This window comes from Pseudomonas sp. 3JA (assembly GCF_036961705.1).
Classification (GTDB): Bacteria; Pseudomonadota; Gammaproteobacteria; order Pseudomonadales; family Pseudomonadaceae; genus Aquipseudomonas; species Aquipseudomonas fluorescens_Q.
The window spans coordinates 262,296-277,948 of sequence record NZ_JBAMDJ010000001.1; the positions used below are offsets into that span (position 1 = coordinate 262,296).

A 15,653-nucleotide genomic window follows, 5' to 3' on the forward strand; every position below is an offset into this window, starting at 1 on the left:
ACGCTGGTTTTTCATTGCTAGGGTGCCATCCCATACAGCGAGCGTTGCCAGGCCCTGTGTGCCATCTGTTGTGCAACCGATGCTGAAACCGGCATTTACGAGATGCCGATGCAGAGGGATAGCACATGATTCGGCACGATAGAGGATTCAATCGGTTGTTCAACGCTGTGTGGATATCAGCCCCCTTCCTGTTACCCGTCCCGGCCGCCATGGCCGCTTGCACGCTGACGCCAACCGCAGGCGATGACGCTTATGTCTGCGACAGCGGCACCAGCCCCGGGCTGACGGACCTTTCGGGTAACAACAGCCTGACCATGCCCGCCAACGGCAGTGGTGTCATTAGCGGCGACGTCACATTCGGTGCCGGCGTCGACCGCATCGTGATCAATGCCAACGGCTTGATTGACGGTGATGTCCAGCAAGGCTCCGGCGTGGACGACTTCATCATGAATGGCGGCAGGATCCTGTCCCTGGCACAAGGTGACGGTCTCGATACGTTCTTGATGACCGGCGGCACCATCGTCGACGCGTTCGAAGACGGCGACGTTGCGCAGATGACCGGCGGCACGATCGGCCGGGTCGACATGAAGCTCGATGACAACGTTTTCGATATGTCAGGCGGGCAGATCATTGGCAACCTGGTGACCGGTTTCGGCCAGGACACCATCATCCTCTCCGCCGGACGAATCGGCGGCAATGTCAGCGTCAGCGGCGGCAACGACAGCATTACCGTCAGCGGCGGCGAAATCCTCGGCGAGGTCCGGGCCAGTGCCGGCGATGACCAGTTGCAGTGGAGCGGTGGCCTCATTCACTCGGCCATCCTGATGGGTGACGGCAGCGACACGGCGCTGTTGAGCAACCTCGATGAAACCGGGCTGAGCATCACCCCCAGCGTGAATGGCGGATTGGGCCAAGACGTCCTGACCTTTGAAGGCAGCACCTCCAGCACCGGCGCCCGTTACCTCAATTGGGAAACGGTCAGCCTCACCCAAGGCTCGCAACTGGACCTTGATGACACGCTGACGTTGGGTGACAGCGCCACCGGCACAGGGACGCTCAACATCGAGAGCGGCAGCACGCTGACGGCGACCCAAGGCGTTGTCGCCCCTTTTACTGCCGGTCAACTGGCGACGCTCAACAATGCCGGCACGATAGACCTTACCCAGGGCAACACCCGCGCCATCGATACCCTCACCGTCCAGGGTAACTACGTCGGCGACAACGGCCAGTTGCACGTGCAAACGGCAATTGGCGCCGATGGCTCCGCCAGCGACAAGCTGGTGGTCAATGGCGGGACGCTCACCGGCAATACCGCCATCACAGTCACGAACCTGGGCGGCACGGGCGCACTGACGACTCAGGATGGCATCGAAGTGGTCCAGGCCCAGGGAGGCGCGGTCAGTAACATCGATGCCTTTTCTCTGGCGCAGTCCGTCTCGGCCGGCGCGTTCGATTACCGCCTGTTCAAAGGCGGCGTGACGGGTAATCAAAACAACTGGTACCTGCGCTCCACCGTGGTCGCCGGACCGGTAGCGGCGCCCATACCGACGGCGCCCCCCGCGCCGGGCGCGCCCCCCGTCCCGACGCTACCGCCCTTGCCAACCGCAGTGCCCGGCGCGGCCCCCATCCCGTTGTATCGCCCGGAAGTGCCGACTTGGTCGGTGCTGCCTCCAGCGGCGGCGCAATTGACCTTGATGGCCCTCGGTACGTTCCATGACCGCCAGGGTGACCAGCGCCTGCTCACGGAAACCGGCGCGTTCGGCGCGGGTTGGGGTCGGGTCTATGGCGTAGACCTGGATAAAACCTGGGCCGGTACGGTGACGCCGCAGTTCGATGGGTCGATCAAAGGGTTCCAGGTGGGCAACGACCTATACAGTTCGCTTCTGTCCGGCGGCCAGACCCAGCGCATTGGCTTCTTCGTCGGGCACACGGAATTGAACGGCAATGTCAAAGGCTTCAACCTGGGTTTCGAAGGCCGACACGCCGGCAAGATAGAACTCGACGGCGACAGCTATGGGCTCTACTGGACGCTCACCGACCCCAGCGGCGGCTACGTCGACACCGTGGTGATGGGCACGCGATTGAACGGCGACAACCGTTCCGAGCGCGGCCTGAAAATCGACAATCGCGGGCACGCCTTGACCGCTTCGGCGGAGACCGGCTACCCCTTCAAGGTGACCGCTGACTGGGACTTTGAACCCCAGGCCCAGATCATCTACCAAAAGGTCTCCCTGGATACGCAAAACGATGGGGTCTCCAAGGTCGAATTCGACTCCGACGGTGCCTGGACCGGCCGCCTCGGTGCGCGCCTCAAGGGCCGCTACCAGGTCAGCGGCATGCCCGTGGAACCGTACCTGCGCGCCAACCTCTGGCATACGTTTTCCGGCACCGACTCAGTGATATTCGACGACACCGAACGGGTCGAGACCCAACAGCGCGCCTCCACCGGCGACCTCGGGATTGGCGTCACCGTGAGCCTGGCGCCCAGCGTCGCCATGTACGCTGGCGCGAACTATAGCCAAAACCTCGACAGCAACCAGCAACACAGTGTCATGGGCAACGTCGGTTTTCGGATCAGTTGGTAGGCAGGGTCTACGACAGAGGTTTGACGCCCGAATACCCACCACAATAACCAATTGAAATCAGCGCTTTATTAGCGCTGATTTCATCTTGCCATTCATCGTTCATTTTCTTGACGCGCCGCCATCGGTCTTCTTGACTACACCGTACTACCCCCGGAAATACAGTCAGGGGCAGGCCTCTGGAACCCGCCAACACGGGCCGCCAGAGGCTTGCCTCAATCCATTCGGTCGCCCCTCATTCGGGGTAGGAGAGACGCCAAAAAGCGAGAAACGCATGCGATTGCAAGGCAGGCCCCCATGAAAACTTCCCTCCGTCCACAAGCGCTCACCACCACTTTCCATACCGTCTCGACATCGTTGCTGCTGCTTTCATCCATGGAGGTCCAGGCCTGGCCTGCCGAGGAGACCGTGCAGCCCTGGTACGACCGAACATCATCCACCCACCTCGATACCGCACTGGTTGGAAGTGAGCCTGCTTCCGGCAAAAGCCCCGCCCTGTTCACAGTGCGAAACGGCGACGGTCATACCCAGCGCATGGGACTGATCAGTGGGCAACAGCAGATCACTTCAACCGGCGGCGGCCTGCTGGTGATGCCCGCGCTGGCCGACCCGGACAAAGATGCCGTCAACCTGAAAGGTTCGAGCCTCGGCGCCTACTGGAGCCTGACCGGCCCCGCGGGCTGGCACGTCGACCTGAGCGCCAGCGGCGGCCGGATCAATGGCTACAGCCGCACCGAACAAGGCCAGCGCCAGGCCACCGAAGGCCATGCGGTGACGCTGTCGGTCGAAGGTGGCTTCCCTATTGGCATCAGCACCCACTGGGTGGTCGAACCCCAGGCGCAACTGATCAACCAGCGCATCACCCTCGATACGCCGAATGCCGAGAGCGGCACCGGCGATGAACTGAGCAGTTGGAGCGGCCGCGTTGGTGCACGCCTCAAGGGTAACTACCAGGTCAACGGCCTCGGTGTGGAGCCTTACCTGCGAACCAACCTGTGGCACACCGTCCAGAACGCCAGCACGGTGTCCCTGGACAAGGTCGACAAGATCAGCAGCAGCCGAAAATCCTCCACCGTCGAAGTCGGCCTGGGCCTGGTCGCCCGGGTCACGCCGGCGGTCAGCCTGTATGTCAGTGCCGATTACAGCAGTGACGTCGACGACAACGACCTCAATGGCATCATTACCAGCATGGGCGTGCGGATGCGCTGGTGAGTCGTAGATAACGCCCACCGTTTTCCAAGGCTGGGCCTGTGGGAGCTGTCGAGCGAAGCGAGGCGGCTCCTGCATAAGTCCGGCACAAGCAAACTGCCGCCACTTAAAAAACACCTCCATTAAGGCGTATAACGCTAAAAGCGATTTATACCTGCAAGCCGTCTGCCCTGGCTCATTTCATTGATGGAGTAACGACATGACCACCGTCCCCTTCCTCGCCAACCTTTTTCCCAGCGCCACCGACATCCCGCCGGCCTACCGCCTCGAAGGCCGGATCGAACAGCGTGAATACCTGGTCGACGGCGTCCTGGAAACCTGGCAAGGGCCACTGGCCGTCGTCCGCAGCCCCGTTTACCTGACGGGTGAGCTGGGTGATGAACAAGTGATTCTCGGCAGCACGCCGCTGCTGGATGCCGAGACCGCCCTCACCGCCCTGGACGCTGCCGTGCGGGCTTACGATCGCGGCCAGGGCCAGTGGCCGACGATGCGTGTTGCCGAGCGCATCCGCCATGTGGAAACCTTCCTGGCACGCATGCGCGAGCAACGCGAGGCCGTGGTCAAGTTGCTGATGTGGGAAATCGGCAAGAACCTCAAGGACTCCCAGAAGGAGTTCGACCGCACCTGCGACTACATCGTCGACACCATCAACGCCCTCAAGGAGTTGGACCGGCGCTCCAGCCGCTTCGAGCTGGAACAGGACACCCTCGGGCAGATCCGACGCGTGCCCCTGGGCGTGGCCTTGTGCATGGGCCCCTATAACTACCCGCTGAACGAAACCTTCACCACGCTGATCCCGGCCTTGATCATGGGCAACACCGTGGTGTTCAAGCCGGCCAAGCTCGGCGTCCTGCTGGTGCGGCCGTTGCTGGAAGCTTTCCGCGACAGCTTCCCGGCGGGCGTGATCAACGTGATCTACGGCAGCGGCCGCGAAACGGTCAGCGCGCTGATGGCCAGCGGCAAGATCGACATCTTCGCCTTTATCGGCACCAACAAAGCGGCCAGTGACCTGAAGAAGCTCCATCCACGGCCACACCGCTTGCGCGCCGCCCTGGGGCTGGATGCGAAGAACCCTGGCCTGGTGCTGCCGGACGTCGACCTGGACAACGCGGTCAACGAGGCGCTGACCGGCTCGCTGTCATTCAACGGCCAGCGCTGCACAGCGCTGAAAATTCTGTTTGTCCATGAGGATGTGGCGCCGGCGTTCATCGAGAAGTTCAACGCCAGGCTCGCCACCCTGAAACCTGGCATGCCCTGGGAGGACGGTGTGGCGCTGACGCCGCTGCCCGAAGCGAGCAAAGTCGATTACTTGCATTCGCTGGTCGCCGATGCACTCGCCAAAGGTGCAGAAGTGAAGAATGCCCATGGCGGCGAATCGCGAAGCTCGTTTTTCTACCCCGCGGTGCTGTACCCAGTGAACACAGCGATGCGGGTCTACCACGAGGAACAGTTCGGTCCGGTCGTGCCCATCGTGCCGTACCGCGACCTCAATACCGTCATCGATTACGTACTGGAGTCCGACTTCGGCCAGCAGCTCAGCATTTTCGGCACCAACCCGGCACAAGTCGGCAAGCTGGTGGACACCTTCGCCAACCAGGTCGGACGCATCAACATCAACGCCCAGTGCCAACGTGGCCCGGACACGTTCCCGTTCAATGGCCGGAAGAATTCGGCCGAGGGCACCTTGTCGGTCCACGATGCACTGCGCACCTTTTCCATCCGCACGCTGGTGGCAACCAAGTTCCAGGAGAGCAACAAGGCGTTGATCAGCGACATCATCCGTGAGCGCGATTCCAACTTCCTGACCACTGACTACATCTTCTGATCCACGCCCGAACGGTGGGCTACGACAGGACTGGGCGCCGCGACTTGATGCCCCAGCCCTGTTGCATGCCGGCAGCCGCCAGCAGGATCGCCGCCACGCCCAACCATTGCAGCGGCTCCAGGCGATGGCCAAAGGCGAACCAGTCGACGAAGATCGCTGCGATCGGGTAGATGAACGACAGCGCACCGGTCAAAGCGGTCGGCAAGCGTTGTATGGCGCTGTACAGCAACACATACATCACGCCAGTGTGCACCATGCCCAGGGTCAGCAGGCTGGCCCAGGCTTCGGTTTGCTGCGGCAACGCCGAGAAGTTCGCCCAGGGCGCCAACAGCAACACGCCGGTGCCAACCTGGATCAGCGCGATCAGATGCGGCGGCGTGCCGGTCAGGCGCTTGATGATCAACGCCGCGATGGCGTACAGCAACGCAGCCCCCAGCGCCAAGGCAATGCCCAGCAGATAATCATCGCCACCCTGCCCTTGCTCGCCATGGGCACTGACGATGGCCAGCATTCCGAGAAACGACACCGCCAACCAGAACAGTTTCTGCGCGGTGATTTTTTCCCCCAGAAACAGCGCCGCCAACCCCACCAACATGAACGGCTGGACGTTGTACACCGCCGTGCCGATGGCAATCGAGGCGCGGGAATAGGAGGCAAACAACAATACCCAGTTGCCGACGATCGCCACACCGCTGAGTACCGCCAGCAGGAAAGTGGTACGGGTGAGGATGCCGGGGCGCAAAAAGCCGAAACCGGCGCAGATCAGCAGCAAGGTCACGGCGCCGAACACGCAGCGCCAGAACACCACATCCAGCACCGGCAGGCCGGAAACCAGCACGAACCAACCAATGGTTCCGGAGATCAGCATGGCGGCAGTCATTTCCAGCGAACCGCGGCGTAAGGTCTTGTCCATCTTCAGGCTCCTTCAGCAAGTGGGCACAGTATGCCGAGCCGTCGGGAGGCTTCTCCATGGTTTGAAAAAGGCTAAACTGCGATTCGACCTTTTTTATCAAGGCAACTTCACACATTCGCCTAATGGAGTTGAAATGACTGACGATATTGACCAGATCCTCATCAGTGCCCTGATGGAAGATTCCCGACGCTCCCTCAAGGCCCTGGCAAACCTCAGCGGCCTGTCCTCCCCCAGTGTCGCCGAGCGCCTTCGCCGGCTCGAAGAACGTGGTGTGCTCAGGGGCTACACCGTCGAAGTGGACCCCAAGTGCTTCGGCTATCAACTCCAGGCCATCGTGCGTATCCGCCCGCTACCGGGGCAGTTGCAGGAAGTGGAGCGGCAGATCCAGGCCATCGCTGAATTCACCGAATGCGACAAGGTGACCGGCGACGACTGCTTCATCGCCCGCCTGCACGTGCGCTCGATGGAACAGCTGGATACGTTGCTGGACAAACTCAATGTCCACGCCGAGACCAATACGGCCATCGTCAAGAAGACGCCCGTCAAGCGGCGGTTGCCGCCGATGGCTTAGGTGCCGCCTGGTTTGAGCGAACGCATGGCCCGGTGGGAGCGGGCTTGCTCGCGATGACGCCGGGTCAGTCACACCGAGGCTGGATGTGCCGGCCTCTTCGCGAGCACGCTCGCTTCCACAGGAAGTTCGGCCTCGGCGCTTGTCCGAGGCCGGGGGCACGCTACTTGAGCTCTTCCAGTTCAGGGCTGCGCTGTACTTTAAACACCTCTTGTTCAGGCGCATTGCTCGCCTTCATCAGGTTAAGGGGCTGGACTTTGGCGCAAGCATTCTTGCCGTCGGCATAGATTCCGCTGTGGTTGCATTTCCATTCATAGAAGTTCGCCAGGGCGCCGGACAATTGCAGGCTGTAGTCCGTGCTGCGGGTGCCCGGCGAAAACGGCTGTCCAGCCGGGATGTTCTGGAACCATTTCATCCATTCCTCGCCTCCCACCGGTGGCGGATTGGCTTGGAAGGTCGGATTCATTGGCGCCAGTTGCTGGTACTCGGCGGTCATATGGCAACTCAGGCAAGAGGCCTGAGGATTGTCCACGGGGCCGTTGAGGCGGCCGTTCCAGCCCAGGTGGGTCGGTGGCAGCTCCTTGGTGTTGGCATTGATCGCGGTCTGCTTCAGCGCCGGGTTGATCTTGGTTTCAGTCGGCGTCGGGTTGGTGAACGCGTTGCCGTTCTCCTTCGGATCGTTCCCCCACATGATTCCCACCGGCACCAGGTTGTCCCAGCCCGATTTACCGGTCATCGCACCGTTGTACTGAAAGGTGCCGAACAACCAGCCGGTATCTTTGACGCGCGTGTCCCGGACGGCGATGTCCATCTGAATCAACGCGACTTTGGTGATGGCGCGTTTGGTTGAGTAGAAGTCCTTGGTGGTGTAGGCACTCCAAAGTACCGGATTGACCAGCGAGGGCACCGTACTGATATCGATGTCTGCGAACAACGCCTTGCACACCACTGTGCCATTGGGAAATCCCTTTGGTTGCGAGGTGTAGCTCGGGTCAGGGTTCTGCGGATCCTTCCAAACCTGGCCGATGGTGTACGCCCCTATATCGTTATAGATGCCGACCGCATAGGTCTGGCCATTCACGGTTTGGGTACTCGCCAACTGTTTGGGCTGGATCGGCGCCTCTTTGGTCAGCCCGTGAATAGCTTCACGACCGTTGGGGCCATAGTGTTGCCAAGGCATGTGATACCACTGACGAACCTTGTTTTTCTGCACGTTCCAGCCGACCTCCGTATTGCCCTCCAGGCAGTAGTTCTTTACCTCGTTCATATAGGCGCGCCAGCTTTCAAAATCATTGCTGAAATTGACGGGCAGGTGCTTGAAAAACGACGGCATCGAAGTCGGGCCCGGCGCCACGGTGGGGTAGTCCTGACTGAGCCGGAAAAATGCGGAGGGATACGAACTTTTGGGTGGCGCGAAGCCGTAATCAGGGAACGTCCCGGCCTGGGCGCCAGCCATGGACAACGTGCCGGTCAGGGCCAGTAGTGCAGCGATCTTTCCTTGGAAATGCTTCATCGATATCTCCTTATCGGGAGACGCCTGCCGTCCCATCGAAGGGTTGAGCGATGCGCAGGGCCTCCTTCTGTTATCAGGCGTTGGCACGATGCCAGACCTGCTCACGGTCCACGCTCAGCGATGTGACGCACCTCCTTGGCGCCCGCCAAGCGGGCACAGTCAGGCCTGGCTCTGGCAGCCGGATGGGAACGATATCGAGGGAGTGTGGCGAAGATTTAACGCGGTGATCGATCGATCAACCGCATGCCGACCTTGGCAATGCAATCCCTTGCCATAGGTGTAGATCATTTATCCAAAGGTGCCATCATGTTTCAGGCTTTTTGCCGGCCATTAGCCACACTCCGGCGATGGTCAGCAAAAAAGGGCTTGTCCCCGGCAATACGATCCGAAGCCTTGGGCCCCTTGGCCGCCTGGCCGTCCTGGCTATCGACGTACCAGTAACAGTGCTGCACCGCACGCGTGATGCCCACATATGCCAGGCGCAGGATTTCGTCCTTTTGCGCCGAGTCGTAAGGTTCGGTATCACCGTCCTTGCCTAGCCCGGCCATTCGGTAGACCTGGTTCTTGTAGGGTGAACTGCTCAGGTGCTGGCAGTCGCCCAGCAGGAACACCGCATCGGCCTGGAGCCCTTTGGCACTGTGGTAAGTCATCTGCCTGAGCCGCCTCGCCTCCCACGGCAAGCTAGAATCCACATTAACTGTTGGCTTAATATACTTTTCTATCAATAGCTTATCGCTGCTTTTTCGATACAGCATCAAGATCGAATCACCCTTGCGGTAGTGCTCATCCAGTCGCCGCGCCAGCCCTTCATCGTCTCGATCCAACACATTGACCGGGCTCAGCGAGCGAGACACGCCACTGGCCTTGGCCTTCTTGCCTGGGATAGCCGCAGCGGCGCGAACAATATGCTCGGCCGCATCGATGATGTGTTGGTGGCTGCGATAGTTGTCAGTGAGCATGACCCGGGTCGTCGTCGGCGACGGGAATTGCTGGTTGAATGCCATGAAATAGCTCGGTGAACTGCCGCGCCAGCCATAGATCGATTGCCAATCATCCCCGACACACAACAAGGAAGAACGCTGGGCGCCGCGCCCCACGTGCATCGCGGGACCACGGCTGCGTACTTCCCGAAGACTGGCTCGCAGCCAGGAGACGATCTGCGGCGACACGTCCTGGAATTCGTCGATCATCAGGTGCGAAAGCGGCCTGAGCAACGCATCCCCCAGCAATTTGAAGTTTTCCGGCGAGTGTTCGCTGAACAGCGCAAACATGCGGTTGTAGGTCATGACCGGCGGCGATTGGTCGAGCAGATGGTCTTCGAATGCCCGCCAGTAGCGACTCAGCGCCTCGAAGAAATACCGATCAGGGTCATCCTGGGCAAAGGACATCCGACCCACGGCATCCGGGACGTCCAGGCCCAGGTTCTCGATAAAGCCTGCCGCCGCGACAAAGCAGTCCAGCAATGGTGCTGAACCCAGCTCGCCCTTGACCTTGTAATCAAACCCAGGCCCGGCACTGGCATCGCCGGCCATGGACGCTAGCACACGTTTTGACGCCTCATAACTTTCTAGCCATATCAGTGGCTTACGACAGAAAGCTTGAAACAGGGTGCGCTTGACCGCCCATTCCGCGCGGATGCTCAACTTGGCGCCCGGACGACTGAGCCGGGCGTCTTCCCGTGGATCGAACCCCAATATTACCCAGGCATCCAGGGAAGGCGCGTAACCATGGCAGTGGAACGTCGACCCATTGATCTCGAACGTTTGTCGTTTCGGCTCGATTCCCTTGATCGGCCAGGCACCCGCGCGCAACCACAGGTCTTCGACGGCATCGCACAATTCTTCATCGCGCTGGGCTGCCAGCTCGGTCACGGCGACCCGCTTTTGCACATCCGGGTGATCGCGCTCCAGCTCCTTGAGCTGCAGCGCATGGCGGGACAACGGCAGGATCAGCTCACGGAAACGCGGGTCACGCTGGTAAAGGTTGTAATAACAGGCGTTGAGTTGCTGGCGCTGGGCGTCATTGATGCGCAAATCAAAAGGATTGCCCTGGGCATCATCGTCACCCGCTTCGGCGCGATGGCTCAGGGTCTCGAACGCCTGGAGCCGTTCGAACCCGGGCAAGCTGCGGACCATGGGCAAGATTCGCGAATGGAATGTCCGCACCAAGTCCCGAGCTTCCTTGAGGCTGACGGTACGTCCCCACAGGGCAAACACTTCGATCAGTTTCTGGATGAAATCCTTACGCGATTCCCGGGTAAACGTCACCACGGTCATCGAGTCCAATTCGAAACCCAGGTAATGGGACAACAGCACAATGCGCAGCACCAGGGTGGTGGACTTGCCCGCCCCGGCCCCGGCGACCACCGAGGTCGAGGGCGTGTCGCTGAAAATCATCTTCCATTGCACGGCACTCGGTTGTGCATGGACCGGCAGCAATCGGGCGACATCTGCCTTGATGCGTTTCTTCAACTCAGCGGTCAGCGGCAGGCGCCAGTCATCGAACAGCAGATCGTCGACCTGCGGTGCCGGATGCTCCGTGCTGCGCGAATCACGGATCAACAGGACCTGACGGCCTTCCTCCAGCCCTTCGGCCCGGCCTTCCTTGTATCCATAGTCAAAACCGGCGGTATGACCGCTGCGGAAACCGTCGGCCTGGCCATGCAACCAGGAGGCACGATGTTGGGCTCGCAGGCGTGTCAGGCCATGGCCGAAGAATCGGGCGGCCAGGCGCTTGAACAGCGGCATCTGGGCCAGGGATAAAAGCTCGGGGGGAAGATCGGGAGTGTGTTGCGCCACGCTGGGACTCCGGTGTTCATGAACCATGACGGCTATGGTGTCTGTATTTGCCGCCAGGTTCCACCAAAAAGCTTTTAAGTCATGGGTTTAGGCGATGAAGTGAAAGTTGGCTCGCGAATTCATATCTGGTTATCCGATAGGTTTGACGCGTTTTTTACGCTTTTTGTCGATGGTTTCCTTCGCGAGAATAGCGCCATCAACCATCGCTTTCGCTCCCAGCGAAAAGGATACGAACATGCTCGAACTCAGACCCTTCGCCACCTTGGGCGCCGCCAACCACGGCTGGTTGGATGCCCACCACCATTTTTCGTTCGCCGAGTATTACGACCCACAGCGCATGAGCTGGGGCAACTTGCGGGTCTGGAACGATGATGTCATCGCCCCCGGCAGCGGTTTTCCCCAACACCCGCACCGGGACATGGAAATCATCACCTATGTGCGCGAAGGCGCGATCAGCCATCAGGACAATCTGGGTAACAAAGGCCGTACGCAGGCCGGTGATGTACAGGTCATGAGCGCCGGCACCGGCATTGCCCATAGCGAATACAACCTGGAGTCGACGGCCACCCGCATCTTCCAGATATGGATCATCCCCAACGAAGAAGGCCTGGCACCGTCATGGGGGGCCAAGCCGTTTCCCAAGGACTCGCGCGAAGGCTTCGTGACATTGGCCAGTGGCAAGGCCGGCGATGACCAGAGCCTGCGCATTCGCGCCGACGCACGACTGGTAGCGGCCAATCTCAAGGCGGGGGAAAGTGCGGAGTATCGGCTGGACGCCGCACGTCGAGCTTATCTTGTGCCGGCCACAGGATTGATAGAAATCAATGGCTTGCGTGCACAAGCTCGAGACGGTGTTGCGATTGAAGATGAACGGATATTGCGAGTGACCGCGATCGAAGACAGCGAAATCGTGCTCGTTGACCTCGCCTAAACCCTGCATCGCAGCACCGCCGCTCTTGTGGCGAGGGAGCTTGCTCCCGCTCGGTTGCGCAGCGGCCCTAGAACCCGGCGACGCGGTGGATCAGGTCGATTGAGTGAGCTTGAGGGGGGCTGCTGCGCAGCCCAGCGGGAGCAAGCTCCCTCGCCACAAAGCTCACATCAGATGTATCACTTGCTGGTGATAGCCCCATCCACCAACGTTTGCGCCTCAGCCACCAATTGCTTGAGGTGCGCGTCGCCAAGGAAGCTTTCGGCGTAGATCTTGTAGATATCCTCGGTCCCGGACGGGCGTGCCGCAAACCAGCCGTTTTCGGTCATGACCTTCAGGCCGCCAATGGCCTGGTCATTGCCCGGCGCATGACTGAGGATATTCTGGATCTTCTCCCCGGCCAGTTCGGTGGAGGCCACCTGATCGGGCGACAGCTTGCTCAACAGCGCCTTTTGTTGGGGGCTGGCCTTGGCATCGACGCGTACGGAGAATGGTTCGCCCAGCTCGTCAGTCAACGCGCGGTAGGCCTGACTCGGGTCGCGACCGGTGCGCGCGGTCATTTCAGCTGCCAGCAGCGCCGGGATCAGGCCGTCCTTGTCGGTACTCCAGACGCCGCCATCCTTGCGCAGGAACGAAGCACCGGCACTTTCTTCACCCCCAAAGCCCAGGGAACCATCGAACAAGCCATCGGCAAACCACTTGAAGCCCACCGGCACTTCATAGAGGCGGCGCCCCAGGCGCTTGGCCACGCGATCGATCAGGCCGCTGCTGACCACCGTCTTGCCCACGGCGGCATCGGCGCGCCATTGCGGGCGATTCTGGAACAGGTAGTCGATGGAGACCGCCAGGTAGTTGTTCGGCGCCAACAGGCCACCGGATGGGGTCACGATGCCATGGCGGTCATGGTCCGGGTCGCAGGCGAAGGCCACGTCGAAACGTTCCTTCAGGCCAATCAACCCTTGCATCGCATGGCTGGAGGACGGGTCCATACGGATCTGCCCGTCCCAGTCGACGGTCATGAAACGGAAGGTGGAATCCACGTGAGTGTTCACCACTTCCAGGTCCAGGCGGTAATGCTCGGCAATGGCCGGCCAGTAGCGCACGCCCGCGCCGCCCAACGGATCGACGCCCAGACGCAACCCGGCGGTACGGATGGCATCGAAATCGATGACGTTGATCAGGTCTGCCACGTAGGTGTTTACATAGTCGTGACGGTGGGTGGTATCGGCTTTCAGGGCCTGCTCGTAGCTGACGCGCTTGACGCCGGCGAGCTGGTTGGCCAGCAATTCGTTGGCCTTGGCTTCGATCCATTTGGTGATGTGGGTATCGGCCGGGCCACCGTTGGTAGGGTTGTACTTGTAACCGCCACTTTGCGGTGGGTTGTGGGACGGCGTGATGACGATACCGTCCGCCAGGCCCGAGGTGCGGCCACGGTTGTAGCAGAGAATGGCGTGGGAAACCGCCGGTGTCGGGGTGTATTCATCGCCTTCGGCGATCATTACGGTGACGCCATTGGCCGCGAATACTTCCAGCGCGCTGGCACCCGCCGGGGTCGATAGCGCGTGGGTGTCGATACCGACGAACAGCGGCCCGTTGATGCCCTGGGCTTCGCGGTACAGACAGATCGCCTGGCTGATGGCCAACACGTGCCACTCGTTGAAGCCCAGGTCGAAGGAGCTGCCACGGTGCCCGGAAGTGCCAAAAGCCACGCGCTGGGTCGCAACCGAGGCATCGGGTCGGCCGGTGTAGTAGGCCGTCACCAGTCGCGGGATATCGATCAACAACTCTGCCGGTGCCGGCTTGCCCGCAAATGGACTGACTGTCATGCAAAACCTCTGAGTGGAGTGGCTCGGTAAATGGGATGCAGTTTACTGACAGTTCGACCATGGCGCGATGGGTTCGATCCATTGCTGCCGACTACGCTTGTTCGAGCCTCAAGGCATCGGCCAGCGCGCAGAGGGCAGCGTCCATGTCCTGTGGCCCGTTCAGGGCGTGGGTGAGGCGCATATGTTGCGCATACAGGCCCTGGAGGCTGAACAACTCCCCTGGCGCAATAACGATTCGCTGGGCAAGCAGCCGATGGAAGACCCGCCGCAAGTCGACCCGTCGCGTCGATTGCATCCAGATCGTCGCACCACCTTGAGGTTCTGCCCATTGCAGGCTATCCCCTAGCCGCTCGCGCAGCATTTGCGTAGTCGAAACCGCGCTTTCGCGCAGCAGGCGCCGCAACACCAGCAAGTGCTGGTCAATCCGACCGTTGCTGTACAGCCGGGCGATGGCTTTCTGGCGAATCGGCGACAAGCAAAACGCGCGCAGCAGGAAATGTCGCTGCAGGTGCAAGGTCAACTGGCGCGACAACACGTAGCCATACGGCGCCTCTGGCCCGATGGTTTTCTCGAACGTCGAATAGACAATCAGCCGGTCCGGGTCGAGCAAGTCTCGAAAAGGCGTCCCCCTCGCCTCGAACGCCAGGTCCGTATGGCTGTCGTTCTCCAGCACCCAAGTTCCGTGCCGCTCCAGCAGATGCGCGATGGCACGACGGTTCTCTTCAGGAACGAGCGTGCCCCTCGGCATGTTCAAGACCGACGACAGCACCACCAGGCGCACAGTTTCGCTCACCAGCAGTTGTTCCAGTTGCTCGACATTGAGCTCGCCGCTGGTCAGCAGTGGCAGCTCGATGACGTTGACCTCCGCCGCCTGCAGCAGGCGCAACACTGCCCAATCGCAGGGCGATTCGATCAGCACGGCGGACCCGCGCAGTGCCAGCACCGCGATCAGGATCTCCAGCACGCCACGCAGGTCAGCGCCAATGTAGACGTCATCGGCATTCCAGCAACGGGCCGGCGAAGACGTGTAGCGGGCAGCCAGCGCGGTGCGCAGCTCCAGCTCGCCCCAGGGTTGCGAGGGTGTCTGCGAGGAGCGTGGGTACTGGCGCAGCAGTTCGCGTTCGAGCAGCAACAGCGGGCTGTCCAATGGCTGCATCGACGCCGGCTCGTCCGCACTGAGCACCCGCATGCCTGGTCGTCGGGCATTGACGTACAAGGTCTCGAGTAAATCGTCACCGCCGTCCAGGGTGGCCATGCTGGGCACGGGCAGCGCGTAGTAACCGGACTTGGCGATCGAATAGACCCGCCCTTCCTTTTCCAGCAGCGAATACGCGTACTGAATGGTCGATATCGATACGTTCAGACGCTCGGCCAGTTGCCGCAGCGACGGCAGGCGAACCCGCGCATCAACCTCCAGCTCGTTGATCAGCGTGGTCAGGTAGCGATAAACCGCCTGGTAGGCGAAGCCTGTCTCCCGGCAACCTTTCATCG

The 15,653-nt window shown here is 60.9% G+C and carries 10 protein-coding genes; 5 read left to right on the forward strand and 5 right to left on the reverse strand.

The window, feature by feature from the left end; all coding sequences use genetic code 11:
- The first annotated feature begins 125 nt into the window (after positions 1–125).
- The 3 genes from V7773_RS01140 (at position 126) to V7773_RS01150 (ending at position 5,616) form a co-directional block, all read left to right on the forward strand.
- A complete protein-coding gene (locus tag V7773_RS01140) occupies positions 126–2,585 on the forward strand; it encodes an autotransporter family protein (protein WP_336071798.1) in 2,460 nt (819 codons plus the stop codon).
- A 294-nt stretch (positions 2,586–2,879) separates the two neighbouring features.
- Positions 2,880–3,794, forward strand: coding sequence for an autotransporter outer membrane beta-barrel domain-containing protein (locus V7773_RS01145; protein ID WP_336071800.1), 915 nt, complete (start codon positions 2,880–2,882; stop codon positions 3,792–3,794).
- Between the two features lie 196 nt (positions 3,795–3,990).
- Positions 3,991–5,616: an NADP-dependent glyceraldehyde-3-phosphate dehydrogenase gene (locus V7773_RS01150; RefSeq protein ID WP_336071802.1), complete on the forward strand. Its 1,626-nt coding sequence runs from the start codon at positions 3,991–3,993 to the stop codon at positions 5,614–5,616.
- A 19-nt stretch (positions 5,617–5,635) separates the two neighbouring features.
- On the opposite strand, the gene V7773_RS01155 is transcribed toward V7773_RS01150, so the two are convergent.
- Entirely contained in the window at positions 5,636–6,529 is an 894-nt protein-coding gene (locus V7773_RS01155; RefSeq protein WP_336071804.1) for a DMT family transporter, read from the reverse strand.
- A 133-nt stretch (positions 6,530–6,662) separates the two neighbouring features.
- On the opposite strand from V7773_RS01155, the gene V7773_RS01160 reads away from it, so the two are divergent.
- On the forward strand, positions 6,663–7,100 hold the full coding sequence (locus V7773_RS01160; RefSeq protein WP_003202176.1) for an Lrp/AsnC family transcriptional regulator: 438 nt from the start codon (positions 6,663–6,665) through the stop codon (positions 7,098–7,100).
- 160 nt (positions 7,101–7,260) lie between these two features.
- Here V7773_RS01160 and V7773_RS01165 read toward each other — a convergent pair whose 3' ends face one another.
- Together V7773_RS01165 and V7773_RS01170 are read right to left on the reverse strand one after the other, a co-directional pair.
- Positions 7,261–8,610 (reverse strand): hypothetical protein, encoded by a 1,350-nt coding sequence (locus V7773_RS01165; protein WP_336071922.1) that lies wholly within the window; start codon positions 8,608–8,610, stop codon positions 7,261–7,263.
- A gap of 311 nt (positions 8,611–8,921) precedes the next feature.
- Positions 8,922–11,408 carry a UvrD-helicase domain-containing protein gene (locus V7773_RS01170; protein WP_336071807.1) on the reverse strand — a complete coding sequence of 829 codons (2,487 nt, stop codon included), beginning with the start codon at positions 11,406–11,408 and terminating at the stop codon, positions 8,922–8,924.
- 235 nt (positions 11,409–11,643) lie between these two features.
- On the opposite strand from V7773_RS01170, the gene V7773_RS01175 reads away from it, so the two are divergent.
- The gene (locus V7773_RS01175; protein ID WP_092143129.1) at positions 11,644–12,339 is read left to right on the forward strand and encodes a pirin family protein; all 696 of its coding nucleotides are present in this window, start codon (positions 11,644–11,646) and stop codon (positions 12,337–12,339) included.
- 176 nt (positions 12,340–12,515) lie between these two features.
- On the opposite strand, the gene pgm is transcribed toward V7773_RS01175, so the two are convergent.
- Positions 12,516–14,162 carry a phosphoglucomutase (alpha-D-glucose-1,6-bisphosphate-dependent) gene (pgm, locus tag V7773_RS01180; protein WP_092463484.1) on the reverse strand — a complete coding sequence of 549 codons (1,647 nt, stop codon included), beginning with the start codon at positions 14,160–14,162 and terminating at the stop codon, positions 12,516–12,518.
- A gap of 91 nt (positions 14,163–14,253) precedes the next feature.
- Positions 14,254–15,651, reverse strand: a complete 1,398-nt coding sequence (locus V7773_RS01185; RefSeq protein ID WP_336071811.1) for an aminotransferase-like domain-containing protein — start codon at positions 15,649–15,651, stop codon at positions 14,254–14,256.
- Positions 15,652–15,653: the final 2 nt, after the last annotated feature.

Bases quoted from the DNA above. Each gene is read 5' to 3' on its own strand.
- V7773_RS01160 (WP_003202176.1), top strand. From the start codon at position 6,663: ATGACTGACGATATTGACCAGATCCTCATCAGTGCCCTGATGGAAGAT.
- V7773_RS01175 (WP_092143129.1), top strand. From the start codon at position 11,644: ATGCTCGAACTCAGACCCTTCGCCACCTTGGGCGCCGCCAACCACGGC.
- V7773_RS01145 (WP_336071800.1), top strand. From the start codon at position 2,880: ATGAAAACTTCCCTCCGTCCACAAGCGCTCACCACCACTTTCCATACC.
- V7773_RS01185 (WP_336071811.1), bottom strand. From the start codon at position 15,651: ATGAAAGGTTGCCGGGAGACAGGCTTCGCCTACCAGGCGGTTTATCGC.
- V7773_RS01155 (WP_336071804.1), bottom strand. From the start codon at position 6,529: ATGGACAAGACCTTACGCCGCGGTTCGCTGGAAATGACTGCCGCCATG.
- V7773_RS01140 (WP_336071798.1), top strand. From the start codon at position 126: ATGATTCGGCACGATAGAGGATTCAATCGGTTGTTCAACGCTGTGTGG.
- pgm (WP_092463484.1), bottom strand. From the start codon at position 14,162: ATGACAGTCAGTCCATTTGCGGGCAAGCCGGCACCGGCAGAGTTGTTG.
- V7773_RS01165 (WP_336071922.1), bottom strand. From the start codon at position 8,610: ATGAAGCATTTCCAAGGAAAGATCGCTGCACTACTGGCCCTGACCGGC.
- V7773_RS01150 (WP_336071802.1), top strand. From the start codon at position 3,991: ATGACCACCGTCCCCTTCCTCGCCAACCTTTTTCCCAGCGCCACCGAC.